Here is an 18087-nt window from a genome sequence, read left to right as displayed (position 1 = left end):
GTCCATATCTCCAATCTGAAGTTAGTTGGTTTCGATAAGAATATAACGGACGGCTGCTAAACATCTTTTTCCTTTTGGAGGAAGTAGCTTTCGTCATCCTTATTATACTTGGAAGCAATAATTCCCTTGCTTCTGGCAAAATTATGCGCATAACTTTCTTCTTCTTTATGTTCAAGGGTTTCGATGAACTTACGCAAATCGTATATCGTCTCCAACAATTCATCTTTCCGGTTTTTCATATTGACTTCTGACAGCCGCTGAAATGATTGGATAAATTTAGGGACGTCTTTGTTCTTCATCGTCTCAAGAGCGTATTGTTCTTCGATCTCGAGTTCTTCTATGCGTCTAAGTTGTTGCACTGTACGTTTTTTTAGAGATTTCCATTCCTTGTGAAGATCAGGGTGGTTTTCAAGAAATGGGAAGTTCCAGCCTTCGAGGATTGCTTCTTCTAGATAGTCCGAAGTGTTTTCCTCCCCTGACGTTTCCCTGCGCTTCACGTAGGAATTCACATACGCGTATAAAATTTTGGAAAAATCACGCAATGTGTCTCCAAGCCCTTTTCTCCTTGTAAACTCTTCCTTTAAAAACGTAGGGGAAAATGATGTTTCTTCTTTTCCCATTTCAAACCGGCCAAGCAGCATTTGCGGCGGCTTCCCGTACATCTCGATGGTAGCTTTGAACGTATTAGAAGTTGGAATAACTGCAGTGAAAAAGACACCCTTCCAAAATCCATCCAAAATATACCTCATGTTCATCTCTGCCAGTTCTTTTATATCCAGATCGAAGTGAACAGGGTGTTTCCCTTTAATGACCTGCTTCATGTCTCTCATCGTGTGAAAATCGATATAGCGCTGATATTCGGAGGTGTGCGGCATGAATGTTCTTTCCAAATTCTCAAGCGCAGAGTAGAGGTTTTCCATACTTCGTCAGCCCCTTTGGATTCCTTCCTTTTCCGTGACAAAAAGTATACATTTGTACTTCAAGAATACCACAAATCGGGGTTTGATATGAAGAAATGCCTATGGACTCTCCACCAGAATATAAAGAAATAGATAGTAGGGACGTTCACATGCTGTCTTTCGTTTTTAAGATAAATTTATGGAGGGTTACACATATATCATTTAGAAGAAGGGAATGAGAGGGTGCCAGGGTTACACATGTGGAGATTTGTCCAATATCACAGCGATAAAGCCTTCCGTACAAGTTTATCCCTTTAGCGTGGTGGGGGATGCAGTAAATGTATCAATCACTGAATTAGGCGGAATCTTTCGTATGGACATTAATAAAAAGCAGCCTGGGATTATGCTGATGGTACGCCTCATACAGCCCTTTTGTTTGCTTTGTCGGCAGAGCAGCTAGAAGACTTTGCTGAAATGACAGGTATCGAGTGTGTAACAATCGATGAAAATACGACTTTGAAATCCTTGAAAAAAATGCAGTGGAACACAGTAATATGGAGGTAAAGGCTGGCTGTACAAGCTGGCTTTTTCTTTTTAATTAAAGTATCTAAAACTAACTATAAGTTAATAATGTGTGGTATGCTAACTTATACGAATATGTTAGTGGACTTGGAGTGAAAAGCATGCAAACAAAGTACGGAACTGTGAAAAAAGCGATAAAATCTAAAATACTGGATGGAACATACGAACCACACCATAAAATCCAATCGGAAAGCGAAATGATGAAGCAATTCAATGTCAGCCGTCATACGGTCCGGCTGGCGATTGGAGAACTGGTCAGTGAGGGATGGTTATACAGGGAACAAGGAGCAGGAACTTTCTGTGCGGACCGGACGAGACGAGATGCTCAAAGCAACAGCCTGCCCAGAAAGAATATTGCCATTATAACTACGTACATTTCTGATTATATTTTCCCCTCCATTATCCGTGGGGCTGAAGCTTATTTAAGCGAGTCGGGGTATAATGTCAGTTTATTTAATACGAACAACAACCATGAGAAAGAAAGAGAATATCTGGAGAAGATTATTACGCAAGGTTTTGATGGAGCGATTATAGAACCAACCAAAAGTGCTTATTCAAATCCTAATATTAATTATTACCTTAACCTTGAAAGGCTCAATATCCCTTACTTAATGATTAATGCCTATTATGACGCTTTAGAACCGATTAGTGTGTTAGTTGATGATGAGAGAGGTGCCTTTTTACAGACAGAGCATTTAATTAAACAAGGACATAGGGATATCCTGGGATTTTTTAAGACGGATGATATGCAGGGAAACTTAAGAATGAAAGGTTACTTAAAAGCACACAGGATGCACAAAGTCCCTATTAACCCAAAACTGCTTAATACGTATCAAACAGATGAAAAAGAGACGAAGCCAGTTGAAGAACTAACCCAGCTTCTGACTCATATTGAAGCAAGGCCAACGGCAATTGTTTGTTATAATGATGAACTGGCAATCAGGCTGATCAACGTTCTAAGGGAAAAGAATATGAAAGTCCCTCAGGATATCTCGATTGTCGGATTTGATAATTCCTTTTTAACCGAACTTTCCGAAGTTAAGTTAACTTCCGTACAGCATCCAAAAGCAGAGCTTGGACAAACGGCAGCTAAACTAATTCTCGATATGATTAAGCAGCAGCATAACCATAAAGAATTGAAACAAGAGATTAAGAGTGTAAAGTACCCTACTGAATTAATTGTAAGAAGTTCCACACGTGAGGTTCCTGTAAAAGGAAGAGATTTGGAGAAAGCAAAGTAAAGCAATAAAGAAGGTTTGCCACTAAGAGCAAACCTTCTTTATTTAATTACATATAAGTTGTAGGGTACAGATGAAATATTTCAAATAATTTATGAAGTTTTAAATCATTATTGTGGAGGGACTTTAATGAGGATAACTCTTAAACTTATTATAAGATTTAAGTACATAAAGATATTTTCATCGTAATGTACGTATAAGATAAAACAATTAATATTCAAAATTTATTGACTGGTATGAATCTGAGTGATAAGATTTATTCAACTACTTATTGATCTTCATGAGCATCTCATAAAATGTATGCGCTATCATTAGGGGTGCTTAGATGGTAAAAGCGATAAAAATTAAGAGGGAGGGTAGATTGAGGCTGGTGGGTATAAAGTATATTGGAGTGAAAAAAATAGGGGGCTGATAGAATTGAAAAAAAGTTTACTGCTTTTTTTATTTGGCATAATGGCAATGCTCGTATTAGCTGCGTGTGGAGGCGGCGGAGGAGATGAGGGAGCTTCAGGTGATGCTGATGATGTGGAAGTTATAGGGGAAGATGTAGAAGATGCGACGGAATTAACTTTTTGGACGTTTGCGGGCCAACACGTTGACTTATTTAGAGATTCCGCCGAAAGATGGAATGAAGAAAATCCGGACAGACCTATTAAATTAGTGGCAGAAACGTATCCATACGACCAAATGCACAATAACTTGTTACTGAGTTTACAATCAGGCGAAGGAGCACCTGATATAGCTGATATTGAAATATCGAAATTTCCAAACTATATGCAAGGTGAGCCGCAGCTTGAGTCTATGAATGAATATGTTGAGCCTGTTCTTGAGGATTCCGTAAAAGAGCGATTTGAGATTTATGCCAAAGATGATACTTATTATGGCCTTCCTACTCATGTTGGTGCGACGGTGATGTATTACAATACAGAAATCATGGATGAAGCCGGGGTAGATATTGACTCCATTGAAACCTGGGATGATTTCGTAGAGGCAGGTAAAGAAGTGGTGGATAAAACGGACTCTGTAATGTGGAACGTAAATACAGGAGATTATATTGATTACTGGCCGATGATTTCCCAGCAGGACTCAGATTTTTTTGATGAAAATGGGGAAGTAACAATAGATAATGAAACAAATATAAATACTCTGCAGTTCATGCATGATGCTATTTATGAACACGAAATTGCCGAAATCACTCCTGGGGGAGAGCCGCACGCAGAAGAATTTTACGGTTATATGAATGATGGAAATGCAGCCTCCCTTCTTATGCCTGTTTGGTATATGGGTAGATTTATTGAAAATATGCCGGATTTGGAAGGCAAAATGGCCATTCGTCCTCTTCCAGCTTGGGAGGAAGGCGGAAAGCGCTCGGCTGGTATGGGCGGTACAGGAACTGTTGTGACAAACCACTCAGAGGAACCTGAGCTGGCCAAGGAATTTTTAGCTTTTACAAAACTATCAGAAGAGGGGAGTATAAATCTTTGGAAAGTTCTAGGATTTGATCCTCCGAGATGGGAAGTTTGGGAAAGCGAAGAGGTTCGAGAGGATAATCAGTATTATCAGTATTTTGGGGATGGTATTTTTGATACCCTCCTGGATATTCGCGATGATATAAACACATTGAACATTACTGAACACACACCAGATGTTCAAAATGAATTCTCAACTAACGTTTTTCAAAATGTCATCAGGGAACAAAACCAAACACCGGAAGAATCCCTGAAGGAAGCGGCCGACAAGATTAGAGACATGCAATAGGACGAAGAGAGAGCGAGTAATTAATACTTGCTCTCTTTTTTCTGAAATTTGTCTATTTTTAAAAAACAGTTGAAATTAAGTCAGGTTTTGACTATACTTGACACATATACTTATACGTACCAGTTAAGAATTCGAGCATGATGATATCGCATATGTTCGGATGTGATACGAACATCAATAGTAGATGAAGTAGTTGTTTTTTTGTATTTTGAAAACGCATACAAAAACAGAGGGGTGTATCTGGATGGCTGAACAGTTAAAGGCTAAGATGATCTTGGATAAAAGCTATGAAATTAGTAAAGTGGATGAACGGATATATGGTTCTTTCATTGAGCATTTAGGGAGGGCGGTTTATGGAGGGTTTTATGAACCAGGGCATCCTGAAGCAGATGAACAAGGATTTCGAAAGGATGTCATAGAGCTTGTGAAAGAATTGAACGTCCCTGTAGTCCGTTACCCTGGGGGGAATATGGTATCTGCTTACAACTGGGAGGATGGTGTAGGTCCGAAAGAAGAGCGACCACGACGCCTTGAATTGGCCTGGAGAACAATTGAAACAAATGAAGTGGGAACAAATGAATTTGTGGACTGGGCAAAGAAAGTGAATGCTGAAGTCATGATGGCAGTAAATTTAGGGACAAGAGGAATCGACGCTGCCAGAAACTTAATCGAATATACGAACCACACGAAAGGTACGTATTGGAGTGATTTACGTCGGTCGCATGGTTATGAACAACCCCACAATATTAAAACATGGTGTTTAGGGAACGAAATGGATGGGCCATGGCAGGTTGGTCAAAAAACGGCCGCCGAATATGGAAAGATAGCTAAAGAAACAGGAAAGGCAATGAAACTTGTCGACCCGGGCATTGAACTTGTAGCTTGCGGGAGCTCCCATGCAGGGATGCCTACATTCCCTGAGTATGACGCGACGACTCTGGATATCGCCTATGAGGAAGTAGATTATATTTCTTTGCATCAATATTACGGAAATAAGGCAAATGATCCGGCGAACTATTTAGCAAAGAATATGGAAATGGATCATTTTATTAATACCGTAACTTCCACTTGTGACTACATAAAGGCGAAGCATCGCAGCAAGAAAACCATGCATTTAAGTTTTGACGAATGGAACGTCTGGTATCACTCTAATGATCAGGATAAAGCAATTGAGCCATGGTCCATTGCTCCTCCCCAACTAGAAGACGTTTATAATTTTGAAGATGCTTTGCTGGTAGGCAGTATGCTGATCACGCTTCTAAAGCATGCGGACCGTGTGAAAATGGCCTGCATGGCTCAGCTTGTCAATGTTATTGCACCGATCATGACTGAGAATGACGGCCGATCGTGGAAACAGACAATTTTTTATCCCTACATGCACGCTTCACTCTATGGAAGAGGAATTTCACTTAAACCTGTTCTATCTTCGCCGAAATACGATAGTAAAGAGTTTACAGATGTTCCTTATATTGATAGTGCAGCTGTATATGATGAAGAATCTGAAGCAGTTACAATTTTCCTCGTTAATAAACATTTAAGCGAAGATATCCCACTCCAGGCGGATGTGAGAAGCTTCGAAGGATATTCAGTCGTGGAACACAGTGTACTTGAACATGAAGATCTAAAAGCTGTTAATACAGCTGGACATCAGGCGGTTCAGCCGCATAATCGCGGGGAAGCAGCCCTGACTGATGGAAAATTAGAAGCTGTATTAAAGAAGACGTCCTGGAATGTTATTCGTTTAAAGAAATAGGTTTTGGAACAACTGCTAACTAAATTCCCCCCTTCCTCGTCGGAGGGGGTAGGAGGGTATCAGGTGAATACGTTTTTAAATAGTAGTACGAAGTATCGGGAGAAGGAGCGAAAAGAGCCAAGCAAGTTAATGAAAATATTAAATTCTAAAAAAGTTGTTCCATATATTTTTGTCTCTCCCTTTTTACTATCATTCTTAGTATTAACACTATATCCAGCTATACATGGGATTATTATGAGTTTCCAAAGCGTATTACCAGGACAGGTTCAGTTTATAGGTCTTGAAAACTATCTTCGGATCCCTAACGCGACTTTCTATAAAGCTTTGGGCAATACCACGGTCTATGTCGTGTTTACTGTTCTCATCCTTACTATTGTTCCTATGATTCTAGCAGTCATGCTCAATTCAAAAATGGTTAGATTTAAAACGTTTTTTCGAGCATCGTTATTCATTCCAGCATTAACTTCTACCATTGTCGGGGGAATGATTTTTCGGTTAATGTTCGGTGAACAGGACAGTGCGATGGCTAACCAAGTCGTTAATTTGTTAGGTTTTGACTCGGTAAACTGGCGATACTCTGCCTGGTCTGGGATGCTGCTTATGGTTACTTTGTCATCCTGGCGCTGGATGGGGGTTAATATTTTATACTTTTTGGCCGCCTTGCAGACCGTACCTGAAGAACTTTATGAAGCTGCTGATATAGACGGTGCCACAAAGTTTCAGAAGTTTATATTTATAACGATCCCGCAGCTGAAACCTATCATCATCTTTGTTAGTACAATCACGATTATCAATGGATTTAGAATGTTTGAAGAAAGCTTTGTATTCTGGGAATCAGGCTCGCCGGGGAACATTGGATTAACTATGGTCGGTTACATTTATCAGCAGGGGATCCAGCAGAACGATATGGGATTTGGCGCTGCTGTCGGAGTTGTTCTCATGCTGATTATCTTTATTGTAAGTATCATTTATTTAATATTTACAGGAACGTTTAAGAAAGGGGATGCGTAATGAAAGCGAAAAAGAAAAACTCTTGGCTCTCATGGTTAGCAAATGTAAGTATTGCAATTGTTTCCTTTGTTGCCCTGTTTCCAATCATTAGTCTTGTGCTTTCTTCTTTCGTTCCTTCCTCTGAACTGATGAGAAAGGGTATCACTCTAGCTATCGATTGGAATCAAGTAAACTTGTCCAACTATGAATATATCTTTACACAGGCTGGAGATTATTGGAGCTGGTATGGAAACAGTTTAATTATTTCCGCTTTGACCATTGTATTATCTCTCTTTTTCTCATCAATGGTTGGATATGCTTTAGCATTATATGATTTTAAAGGAAGAAATTTCTTCTTTGTACTTGTTTTGTTTATCTTAATGGTCCCATTTGAGATATTAATGCTGCCTTTATATCAAATGATGATCAGCGCTCAATTGATTAATAGTTATTTAGCAGTCATCCTCCCTATGGTTGTAGCTCCAATTGCCGTCTTTTTCTTTAGACAGTACGCTATTGGTTTACCTAAAGAGCTGATGGATGCTGCGCGTATTGATGGAGCTACAGAGTATGGAATTTTCTTTAAAATAATGCTGCCTTTAATGGGCCCTTCAATGGCCGCAATGGCAATTTTACAGGGATTAGGGAGCTGGAATAACTTTTTGTGGCCGCTGCTTGTTCTGCGCTCCAATGATATGTTCACCTTACCCATTGGATTGGCTACTTTATTAACACCTTATGGAAATAACTATGATGTCCTGATAGCAGGCTCTGTCATGACTATTATCCCTATTATCATTTTGTTTATTTTTTTTCAGCGCTACTTTGTATCTGGTTTAACGATGGGCGGAGTAAAAGGCTGACCGCACCTGGGAGTTATAAGTTTTCCGCACCTTGCTTGACGCCGGAATAATACAAAGGGGGCACAAGATATGAACAGTGAAAAAATAGTTAAAAGCTTAGATGGCATCCTCTTCTGGATTACGAGATTAACATTATTAAACTTGCTTTGGTTTTATTACTCGATCAGAGGGTTGATTGTAGCGGGTGTTTTTCCTTCCACAGCTGCAGCACTTGGAGTCGCAAAAAAATGGATTCAAGGAGAAAGAGATCGGAGAATTGGTGAAGTGTTTAAGAGGTTATATAAAAGAGAGTTCATGGCAGCGAATAAATTGGGTTGGCTTTTAACATTTATAGGAGCCGTGCTGTATGTCAACTACCAATTAATTGTAAATGCACCGGGGCAATTATCTTTTATTGTTCCTTTCTCTTTTTATACCATTGTTTTCTTTTACAGTCTTGTAGTCTTATGGAGTTTCCCTATGCTGATTTCTTATCAAGCAAAAACGTTTCAATACGTAAAAAATTCAGTAGTCGTCGGCTTGACTAAACTTCATATCTCCGCCGCCGTTCTCGTATTTCTTTTCACAATTACGTACCACTCGTTAGGTCTTCCTGTTCTTCTTTTATTCTTCTATATAAGTGTGAGTGTGCTCGGTTGGATGTGGCTGACAATGAAAGTGTTTAGGCAAATTCCTGTAAAAGAAGAGAAAGAAGTATACGCTTCTTGAGTTTTTCTAGAACGATAAGAAAGGAAGGATTAAGCTTATGGAAAGCCAACTAATCATACAAGCAGATGTTACTGAAGGGACAATTAATAAGAATATCTATGGCCATTTCGCTGAACATTTAGGGCGGGGGATATATGAAGGAATCTGGGTCGGGGAAAATTCATCGATACCTAACACAGAGGGCATCAGAAATGATGTTATAGGAAGTCTTAATAAGTTAAATATTCCAGTTCTGCGCTGGCCCGGAGGATGCTTTGCAGATGAGTATCATTGGAAGGATGGGGTGGGTCCAAGAGAAGTACGAAAAAAAATGGTAAATACTCACTGGGGCGGAGTCGTTGAGAACAACCACTTCGGCACCCATGAGTTCTTACGTGTATGTGAATTATTAGGTGCAGAGCCGTATATTTGTGGAAACGTAGGGAGCGGTTCAGTTCAAGAAATGTCAGAATGGATAGAATATATGACCTTCAATGGTGAATCTCCAATGACGGCAAAGCGTCAGCAAAATGGACGGGAACAGGCATGGAAGCTCAAATATTTCGGAGTAGGTAATGAAAACTGGGGATGCGGCGGAAACATGCGTCCGGATTATTATGCTGACCTATACCGCCAGTACCAAACGTATGTCCGAGATTATGGGGGTAAAGGACTTTATAAAATTGCCGGCGGTGCACACGATGACGATTATAATTGGACTGAAGTTTTAATGAGAGAAGCAGCTTCTCTAATGGATGGATTAAGCCTGCATTATTACACTATTCCGGGAGATTTCCATAAAGGCAAGGGTTCGGCTGTAGACTTTAGTGATCAAGAGTGGCATCTTACGATGAAGAAGGCATTACATATTGAACAATTAATTATAAATCACGGAAAGATCATGGATCGATATGACCCCGAAAAGCGGGTCGGCATGATCATTGATGAATGGGGCACATGGTTCGATGTGGAGCCTGGTACAAATCCTGGGTTTCTTTTTCAGCAAAATACAATACGAGATGCACTGGTAGCCGGTGCCACACTCAATATCTTTAACAATCACTGCGATCGCGTTCAAATGGCTAATATTGCTCAGACCATCAATGTTCTTCAAGCTGTGATATTAACAGAAGGAACACACATGATAACCACACCCACGTATCACGTGTATGAAATGTACAAAGTTCATCAAGATGCTGAGAAGCTTGCTTTTCATCTGGATTCTCCGAAGATTGGAGAAAGCGGGATCGGTTATGATCAAGTCAGTGTATCGGCTTCTAAATCAGTGAATGGCAAGGTTCATATTAGTTATTGCAATCTTGATTACAAGGCAGGTATCCACCTCCTTACAGAAATAAGAGGAACCGTTCCATCTTCCGTTGAGGGAAGAATTCTTAAAACAAATAGCAGAAACGAAATGAATACATTTGAGCATCCCGATCACGTAGTCCCAAGAGAGTTTACAAACTTTGAACAGGAAGAAGATAAGATTTCTATCAATTTGCCGCCGATGTCTGTAGTTGTTATGTCTATGGATACTTAAACAATGGAGAGGTCTCTATGAAATTTTCAAAGGATATAAGGATATGATGAAGTTAGTTGAAGAAACACATTCCGTAGAAACTCCTTCAAGTAGATGTACTGAAGCATTTCAATTAAAAGAGCGTTGTACGGGCCTTTATTTGATTTGATCAACTGTAAGCAGAAAGAAATTGCCTATCCTGTTCACCCGTCATTTCTAGCGCAAATTAAAAAAGAAAAATGTGAGAGCTCTCCAGCAGTTCAAGAAGACCTTGGTGATGGGAAGGAGATCTATATCAAATATAATCAGAAGGAAGCTTTTTTACTGGATTTAGATGGAACAATTGGCGGGATTTTGAATTGATTGAAAGGGTTAAAGAAACCATTTTTCAAGGCAATGGATTGTACATAAATGTTACTCATTGATTCCTTAAAAGAAAATATTATTTACAAACGGATCGTGCAGGAGCTGCCAACCTTAAAACCCCACCATAAAATCTTAATTATAATAAAAGAAATAACGATAATTAAAAAAAGTTTGTTCGTTCGCTGTACAAACTAACAATTAATTGGTACAATTCTAAATACTGAAAGCGATTTCTTTTAGAAGGGGAGGAGGAAGAGTAGTTTGCTATCTACTCGTTCAACCATGAAAAACTTTAAAAGTATTTATATTGTATTAATTACGCTAGTTGCTACATTAGGTGGGCTTTTATTCGGGTACGATACGGCTGTTATTTCAGGTGCGGAAGGTTCTTTACAAAGGTATTTCTCTGCAGGGATGGATATAAGCTCTCTTACTCATGGATTAACAGTATCCAGTGCATTAATTGGTTGTATAATCGGCGGGTTATTATCGGGTTATTTTTCTACAAGAATTGGGCGTAAATATACGCTGATATTAGCAGCTTCTTTGTTTTTATTATCGGCTTTAGGCTCTGCTTATCCGGAATTTTTGTTTTTCACTGCCGGGGAACCTACATATGGGTTACTTGTAATATTTAATATTTATAGGATTATTGGTGGAATTGGGGTAGGTTTAGCGTCTGCTGTCTCCCCCATGTATATTGGAGAAATTGCTCCTTCTCATTTAAGGGGACGTTTAGTTTCCTTGAATCAGTTTGCGATTATTTTTGGAATGTTAGTCGTATACTTTGTTAATTGGGGAATTGCTAGGGGGCAGACTGTAACATGGATAGATGACATAGGATGGAGATATATGTTCGCTTCTGAAGCGATACCAGCATTCTTGTTTCTTGTTCTGTTATTTACAGTTCCAGAAACACCAAGGTACCTAGCATCTAAAAATAGGAACGAGGAAGCTCTAGCTATTCTTATGAAAATTTATGATAAAACGATGGCTAAAGCTACTCTATATGAAATAAACCAGTCTTTTGATTCGAAAAAAGGAAAATTATTCTCATTTGGAGTTACTGTCATTGCTGTAGGAATTCTTCTATCTGTCTTTCAGCAATTTGTAGGCATAAACGTTGCACTGTATTACGCTCCTCGTATATTTGAAAGTATGGGTGCAGCACGGGACGCTTCTATGTTCCAAACGATTATTATGGGGTTAGTTAATGTAATTTTTACGGTAATTGCCATTGCTACGGTTGATAAATTCGGCAGGAAACCTTTATTAATTATTGGTTCGATCGGGATGACTGTTGGAATGTTCGGTGTGGCTGGCATGGCTTACGCTAATGTAATAGGTATCGGTACACTCATCTTTATTATTATTTATACGGCTTCCTTCATGATGTCCTGGGGTCCGATTGTATGGGTGCTGATTTCGGAAATTTTCCCTAATAAAATTAGAGGACAAGCAGTTGCACTCGCTGTAGCAGCTCAGTGGGCAGCTAATTATTTTATCTCTTCAACGTATCCGATGATGATGGAATATAGTGGGGGGCTCACATATACTTTTTATGGAGTTATGAGCATTCTTTCCGCATTGTTTGTGTGGAAGTTTGTACCTGAAACAAAAGGTAAGTCGCTTGAACAACTGGAAATGAGATTAAAAAGAAATGCTAAGGAGGAGCACTTTAATAAATATTCCGTTAAATAATCAGTATGGGATGAAAAAAACGCGTGAAATCAGAGTTAAAATCTTGATTTTACGCGTTTCTTCGTTCAGGCTGGGAGTGTTTTATTGAATTTTAGTTAAAAACTTTTCATTCATAAAATGGGCCGCTCCTATGGAAGTCGAATACGGGGTTAAAGAAGAAAAGGTTACTTCTAACTTCTCTTTATGAAAATTAAGAGTATGGTGACTGATGGCCTTCCATACGGAGTCTTTTAACAAGTGTTCAGCAAGTGCGAGGCGATTGCCAATCACTACTTTTTGAGGATTAAAAGAGTTTACGATATTGCTGATTCCACAACCTAGATAATACCCTATTCTTTCAAATAGTTCCTCTACCTTAGAATTTTTTTCGGCTTCTTTTATGAGAAATTCTAAGGTTAATTTACTATCAATATCTAACAGACGTTCTGCTTCTAGAAGAATTGCTTTTTCTGATGCATACATTTCCCAGCATCCCTTGCTGCCGCAAGAACATTCTCTGCCGTCAATATCAATCATCATATGGCCGAATTCTCCAGAGAATCCTTCTTCTCCTCGATACACTTCACCATTAATAATTAATCCAACACCAATTCCAATTGCTGCACTTATATAGGTAATATTATTGACTAGAGGAGGAGTGAAGGAGTTTGATACTTTTTCTCCATAGGCTCCGGCATTAGCTTCATTTTCAATCGTTACAGGGACATTAAAAGTTTTCTGTAATTTCTCTTTCAAGTCTATGTTTTCCCATTCAAGGTTAGGTGCAAAAAGAATAGTTCCTTTATGATTGATTATACCCGGTACTCCTACACCAATCCCTACGACTCCATAGGGGGAAGCAGGGGAATCGTCTATTAATTTTTGAATGGTTTTTACGATATTCGGAAACATTTTATTAAAATCATATGCATGAATCGTTTGTTTTTGTTTTGCCACTATTTCGCCTTTAAGGTCTGTGAGTATTCCTAAAATATAATTAACGCCTACGTCTATGCCTATCGAATAACCCGCTTTTTCATTAAAAAGCAGCATAACAGGCCTTCTCCCACCGCTCGAAGTACCGGGTCCATATTCAATAATAATTTCTTCATTAATTAATTCAGCTGCTAAGGATGAAACAGTTCCTTTTGTCAAGCCGAGTTGCTTGGCTACAGTTGTACGTGATAAGGGAGCGTGATCAATAATTGTCTGTAATACTTGATATTTGTTTTGCGACTTAATGGTTTGCTGATACCCTGACATGAAAGAGTCCTCCAAACTATATCTAGAGCATTTTTGTTCGTTTAATTGTACCATAAACCTGTTTATTATTCGGATTGTTATATCTTATTGAAGTAAAAGAATCTCCCTTCTTAAGAGGGAGATTCTTTTATTTCGATGCCCACGGTTTCAAGCATTTTATTCATTCGTGATTATTAACTCGAGGCTTATATATAAAATAATCAAAGTCTGCATGCAAGTTTTGTCCTGATGTATCCTGGCACTGCATACCGACAAACGCTCCTGTGAAAAAGCCTCCGCCTTCTACATAATCATCGGATAGTTTATACGATTTAAACGTGAGAGGAATTCTGTTCCAGGTTTCCCCATCAAATGAGTAAGAATAACTGTAGGTTGAAGTTTCTACGTTCACTTGCAAATAGATGTATTCTACGTGAGCTGGAATAGAGAGCTTCTTACTTAGAGGCTGTTCAAACTGAAAATTATCACAAGTAGTGATATCTAGTATTCTACCTAAATGTTCATCCCAAGTGACTTGGAGAGCTGTCCAGTTTTTTGTATTGTAGTAGTTTACAATACCAGCTGACTGCTGGAAATTATTTGGTTCAAATTTCACTTTCGTTTCAGCCTGAAAATTGAAATCCTGCCATCTACGGGCTGCAAAACCTTGAGTGAATAAAGATGATAACGATTCGCGGCCATAAATTCTTAAGTGACCTGGATGATCTTTTAAAGAGATGACTTGATCTTCTAAAGGAACACGTAATGTTTGGAAATTAAGGCTAAGACGCGTTGAATCAAAATCATCTTTCAATGCCTTAGGTTCCCATCTGACTTCGGCCATCGCCGGCCCTTCAATCTCTAGAGATGGTTGATTTCCCCCCACTACATACGGCCAGTCATCTTTCCATTCTAAACGCTGGATGGCCGTTTCCCTTCCTAGAGGGCAGTACCCTCTGGGTTCCTGATTAGTGTTCGATTCTTTTGGTAAAGTTCGCCCGGTAAGGTGGACGAGAAACCACTCTTCTGTATGCGTTTTCACAATGGAAGCGTGACCAGCTTTTTGAAGCGGATTTTCTGGATGGTTCAAAGTTGAAATGAGTGGATTTTCCGGGTGTACTTCATAAGGACCGCGTAAATTTTTTGATCGAGCCAATGTTGCCTGATGTTCAAATTTAGTTCCCCCTTCTGCTGTAAGGAGATAATAGTGTCCTTCTATTTTATAAAGGTGGGGGGCTTCTGTTAGTTTAGCATTTGTCCCTTTGAAAATTATCTCTGGTTTCCCTACAAGTTTTTCGTCTTCAGCACTATATTCTTGTAGAACGATTCCGTAAAAGCTATGGTTACTTGGCCGGTGATCCCAGACCATGTTTACTAAGTATTTTTTACCGTCGTCATCATGAAATAAGGAAGGATCAAATCCAGAACTGTTCAAATAAATAGGGTCCGACCACGTGCCGTCAATGGTATCGGAGGTGACAAGGTAGTTGTGAGAGTCTTTCCACTGACCATCAACCACCTTTACATCAGTGTAAATAAGCCAGAATTGTCCATCTTGATAGGATAGTGCAGGAGCCCACACTCCTCCTGAATCAGGGTTTCCTTTCATGTCTAATTGACTAATCCGGTTTAACGGCCGGGAAACTAAGCGCCAGTTTTTAAGGTCTTTAGAATGATAAACGCCTACGCCCGGAAACCATTCAAATGTAGATACAGCAATATAATAATCTTCGCCGGCACGACAAATACTGGGGTCAGGGTTAAAGCCGGTAAGAATTGGGTTTTTAATAATTGTCATCTCTCATCACCTCAATAAATTATTTGTTTCATTTACCATCAGCTTTTGATAGTCTTGATTTCCTTTTAAAAATGACTCATAAGAAAAAGCGGTCATTCCTAATGCGGTAGAATAGGTGTTTAATTCTGAGAAGCTGACTTCTAAATTATTTCGTTGAAACCACAAGGCGCGGTTTGCAGTGGATTGGAGTAAGGGTTGTTCAATCCATTCTTTAGCTTCTGTTAATCGGTTCCCTATGATGACTCTTGTGGGATTAAAGGAGTTGATGATGTTTGTGATTCCTATACCTAAATAATGTCCAATTGAATGGAAAGTTTGGATCGCTTCTTTGTTTCCGGCTCGTGCTTTGGTAATCATATCTTTTAAAGTGTCCGTATTATTCTGCAAGAAGTCGGAGGATGGTACAAGAGCTTGCTCAGAAGCATAAACTTCCCAACAGCCTTTGTTTCCGCATCTGCAGTTTTTGCCGTTACCTTCGATAGTCATATGTCCGAATTCCCCTGAAAAACCATTGGCCCCCCGGTACAACTCCCCATTTAAAATGAGACCAACTCCAATACCGACACCGGCGCTGACATAGATTATATCTTTCTCCTGATTGTGACTGAAAGTTTTTTCCCCATAAGCTCCAGCATTGGCTTCATTTTCAATAAGGACAGGAAAATTATATTTCTCTTCTACAAGCTGTTTTAAATGAACATTCTGCCACCCTAAGTTGGGGGCGAGAAGTATTTTACCCTCTTTATTCACAGCTCCAGGTACGCCGATTCCGATTCCAACAATATGATATTTACTGTAGGGAGAGGAGGCAATTAGATTATCAATAACTTCATATAGCGTATTCATCATATGGTCTAAGGATAGATTTTGAAATCGAACAGAAACTTCCTCACAAATCGTACCCTGCAAATCAGTTCGGATACCTAGTATGTAGTTAACTCCTATATCAATGCCTATCGAATAACCTGCCTTTTGATTAAACAACAGCATGAGGGGTCTTCTTCCTCCATTTGATTTTCCAGGTCCTTTTTCGTAGATTAGTTCTTCATGTAAAAGTTCGGCAACTTGCGAGGAAACAGTCCCTTTGTTGAGACGAATCTTATTAGCAATTTCAGCTCTCGAAATGGGGCCGTAATTTAAAATTGTTTCTAATATGAGGGATTTATTTCCGTGCTTAATCGTGTTTTGGTTCCATCCACTGTTTTTAGTCATTCGAGGTCCTTCACTTTCAATTTTTTTAAAGTATAGCATATATAACTTTGTTTATCCACTAGACAAACAAAGTTTTGTTTGATAATCTTTTAGTACATCAAAAAACTTTAGAAAGGAGATTACATAACAAAGAAAGCGGTTACACCAAAACTTGTTTAGGAGGAATTATACATGGCTTACTTTAACGAGATTGAGAAGATTAAATTCGAGGGATCAGATTCTACAAATCCTTTTGCATTTAAATTTTATAACCCGGAAGAAATCGTCGGTGGAAAGACAATGGAAGAATACCTGCGCTTCGGGGTAGCTTACTGGCATACATTTACGGAGGATTTATCCGATCCGTTCGGTACAGGTACTGCTGTACGTCCTTGGAATCATTATGATGGTATGGACTTGGCCAAAGCCAGAGTGGAAGCGGCATTCGAGTTCTTTGAGAAGCTTGGTGTTCCCTATTTTTGTTTTCACGATGTGGATATCGCTCCGGAAGGGAATTCTCTTAGAGAATCTAATCAGAATTTAGATGAAATAGTCTCGATGATTAAAGATTACATGAAAGATAGTAAAACAAAACTGTTGTGGAACACGGTTAATAATTTCACACACCCTAGATTCGTTCATGGTGCAGCCTCTTCTAACAATGCAGATGTATTTGCCTACGCTGCTGCTAAAGTGAAAAAAGGGTTGGAAATAGGTAAGGAATTAGGATCGGAAAACTATGTATTCTGGGGTGGCCGCGAAGGCTATGAAACTCTTCTAAATACGGATATGGGGCTTGAACTAGATAACCTTGGAAGATTTTTCAAAATGGCGGTAAATTATGCTTCGGAAATCAATTTTGATGCTCAGTTCTTAATTGAACCAAAACCAAAAGAGCCAACATCACACCAATACGATTTCGATGTCGCTTCAGGATATGCATTTTTACAAAAGTATGATCTTGCCGATAAGTTCAAATTCAATATCGAAGCCAACCATGCTACGCTTGCGGGCCATACGTTTGAGCATGAACTGCATTACGCCCGTGTAAATGGATTGTTAGGTTCTGTGGATGCGAACCAGGGGCATCCTTTGTTGGGATGGGATACCGATGAATTTCCTACAGATCTTTATACAACAACACTTGCTATGTATGAAATCTTAAAAAATGGAGGCCTGGGCCGAGGCGGGTTGAACTTTGATGCGAAAGTACGCCGTGGATCATTTGCTCCAGAAGATTTGTTCCACGCCCATATTGCTGGAATGGACAGCTTTGCAGTCGGTTTAAAAGTGGCACATAATCTCCTTGAAGACAGAGCGTTAGAAAGTATCATTGAAGAAAGATACAGCAGTTTCAGCGAGGGCATTGGAAAAGAAATCATAGAAGGAAAAACTAATTTCCATAAGTTAGAAAACCATGCGCTCCAGCTGAATGATATTAAACAGCAGTCCGGCCAATTAGAGAGAATCAAATCTACACTTAATCAATATCTATTAAAAGCTTATGCTGGGAAATGA

The 18087-nt window shown here is 39.2% G+C and carries 13 protein-coding genes; 9 read left to right on the top strand and 4 right to left on the bottom strand.

Annotated elements, in window-relative coordinates:
- Window positions 1–56: 56 nt before the first annotated feature.
- Window positions 57–920, bottom strand: coding sequence for a hypothetical protein (locus ACGTNH_RS18415; RefSeq protein WP_394588392.1), 864 nt, complete (start codon window positions 918–920; stop codon window positions 57–59).
- A gap of 662 nt (window positions 921–1582) precedes the next feature.
- On the opposite strand from ACGTNH_RS18415, the gene ACGTNH_RS18405 reads away from it, so the two are divergent.
- From ACGTNH_RS18405 to xylE, 8 genes are all read left to right on the top strand, one after another.
- Window positions 1583–2722, top strand: a complete 1140-nt coding sequence (locus tag ACGTNH_RS18405) for a GntR family transcriptional regulator (protein ID WP_394588391.1) — start codon at window positions 1583–1585, stop codon at window positions 2720–2722.
- Between the two features lie 414 nt (window positions 2723–3136).
- Window positions 3137–4477, top strand: a complete 1341-nt coding sequence (locus ACGTNH_RS18400; protein WP_394588390.1) for an ABC transporter substrate-binding protein — start codon at window positions 3137–3139, stop codon at window positions 4475–4477.
- A gap of 244 nt (window positions 4478–4721) precedes the next feature.
- Window positions 4722–6230: an arabinosylfuranosidase ArfA gene (arfA, locus tag ACGTNH_RS18395; protein WP_394588389.1), complete on the top strand. Its 1509-nt coding sequence runs from the start codon at window positions 4722–4724 to the stop codon at window positions 6228–6230.
- Between the two features lie 129 nt (window positions 6231–6359).
- Window positions 6360–7241, top strand: coding sequence for a carbohydrate ABC transporter permease (locus ACGTNH_RS18390; RefSeq protein WP_394588547.1), 882 nt, complete (start codon window positions 6360–6362; stop codon window positions 7239–7241).
- Entirely contained in the window at window positions 7241–8083 is an 843-nt protein-coding gene (locus ACGTNH_RS18385) for a carbohydrate ABC transporter permease (protein ID WP_394588388.1), read from the top strand. The genes ACGTNH_RS18390 and ACGTNH_RS18385 overlap by 1 nt, the downstream gene beginning before the upstream one ends.
- Window positions 8084–8152: 69 nt before the next feature.
- Window positions 8153–8791 (top strand): YesL family protein, encoded by a 639-nt coding sequence (locus ACGTNH_RS18380; protein WP_394588387.1) that lies wholly within the window; start codon window positions 8153–8155, stop codon window positions 8789–8791.
- A gap of 37 nt (window positions 8792–8828) precedes the next feature.
- Entirely contained in the window at window positions 8829–10313 is a 1485-nt protein-coding gene (locus ACGTNH_RS18375; RefSeq protein WP_394588386.1) for an alpha-N-arabinofuranosidase, read from the top strand.
- A 627-nt stretch (window positions 10314–10940) separates the two neighbouring features.
- A complete protein-coding gene (xylE, locus tag ACGTNH_RS18370) occupies window positions 10941–12359 on the top strand; it encodes a D-xylose transporter XylE (RefSeq protein ID WP_394588546.1) in 1419 nt (472 codons plus the stop codon).
- 81 nt (window positions 12360–12440) lie between these two features.
- Here xylE and ACGTNH_RS18365 read toward each other — a convergent pair whose 3' ends face one another.
- From ACGTNH_RS18365 to ACGTNH_RS18355, 3 genes are all read right to left on the bottom strand, one after another.
- Window positions 12441–13601 (bottom strand): ROK family protein, encoded by a 1161-nt coding sequence (locus tag ACGTNH_RS18365; RefSeq protein WP_394588385.1) that lies wholly within the window; start codon window positions 13599–13601, stop codon window positions 12441–12443.
- Between the two features lie 160 nt (window positions 13602–13761).
- A complete protein-coding gene (locus tag ACGTNH_RS18360; RefSeq protein WP_394588383.1) occupies window positions 13762–15378 on the bottom strand; it encodes a glycoside hydrolase family 43 protein in 1617 nt (538 codons plus the stop codon).
- A 6-nt stretch (window positions 15379–15384) separates the two neighbouring features.
- Window positions 15385–16590 carry an ROK family transcriptional regulator gene (locus ACGTNH_RS18355; protein WP_394588382.1) on the bottom strand — a complete coding sequence of 402 codons (1206 nt, stop codon included), beginning with the start codon at window positions 16588–16590 and terminating at the stop codon, window positions 15385–15387.
- A 171-nt stretch (window positions 16591–16761) separates the two neighbouring features.
- Between ACGTNH_RS18355 and xylA the strand changes: the two genes are divergently transcribed.
- Window positions 16762–18087 (top strand): xylose isomerase, encoded by a 1326-nt coding sequence (xylA, locus tag ACGTNH_RS18350; protein ID WP_394588381.1) that lies wholly within the window; start codon window positions 16762–16764, stop codon window positions 18085–18087.

The sequence above is a fragment of the Halobacillus sp. B23F22_1 genome (genome assembly GCF_043497005.1).
Classification (GTDB): domain Bacteria; phylum Bacillota; class Bacilli; order Bacillales; family Halobacillaceae; genus Halobacillus_A.
Note: the sequence above shows the minus strand (reverse complement) of the source record. Positions and strands in the feature narration are given on the sequence as shown.

Bases quoted from the DNA above. Each gene is read 5' to 3' on its own strand.
- xylE (WP_394588546.1), top strand. From the start codon at position 10,941: ATGAAAAACTTTAAAAGTATTTATATTGTATTAATTACGCTAGTTGCT.
- ACGTNH_RS18405 (WP_394588391.1), top strand. From the start codon at position 1,583: ATGCAAACAAAGTACGGAACTGTGAAAAAAGCGATAAAATCTAAAATA.
- ACGTNH_RS18385 (WP_394588388.1), top strand. From the start codon at position 7,241: ATGAAAGCGAAAAAGAAAAACTCTTGGCTCTCATGGTTAGCAAATGTA.
- ACGTNH_RS18355 (WP_394588382.1), bottom strand. From the start codon at position 16,590: ATGACTAAAAACAGTGGATGGAACCAAAACACGATTAAGCACGGAAAT.
- ACGTNH_RS18380 (WP_394588387.1), top strand. From the start codon at position 8,153: ATGAACAGTGAAAAAATAGTTAAAAGCTTAGATGGCATCCTCTTCTGG.
- ACGTNH_RS18415 (WP_394588392.1), bottom strand. From the start codon at position 920: ATGGAAAACCTCTACTCTGCGCTTGAGAATTTGGAAAGAACATTCATG.
- ACGTNH_RS18360 (WP_394588383.1), bottom strand. From the start codon at position 15,378: ATGACAATTATTAAAAACCCAATTCTTACCGGCTTTAACCCTGACCCC.
- ACGTNH_RS18390 (WP_394588547.1), top strand. From the start codon at position 6,360: ATGAAAATATTAAATTCTAAAAAAGTTGTTCCATATATTTTTGTCTCT.
- ACGTNH_RS18365 (WP_394588385.1), bottom strand. From the start codon at position 13,601: ATGTCAGGGTATCAGCAAACCATTAAGTCGCAAAACAAATATCAAGTA.
- arfA (WP_394588389.1), top strand. From the start codon at position 4,722: ATGGCTGAACAGTTAAAGGCTAAGATGATCTTGGATAAAAGCTATGAA.
- ACGTNH_RS18375 (WP_394588386.1), top strand. From the start codon at position 8,829: ATGGAAAGCCAACTAATCATACAAGCAGATGTTACTGAAGGGACAATT.
- xylA (WP_394588381.1), top strand. From the start codon at position 16,762: ATGGCTTACTTTAACGAGATTGAGAAGATTAAATTCGAGGGATCAGAT.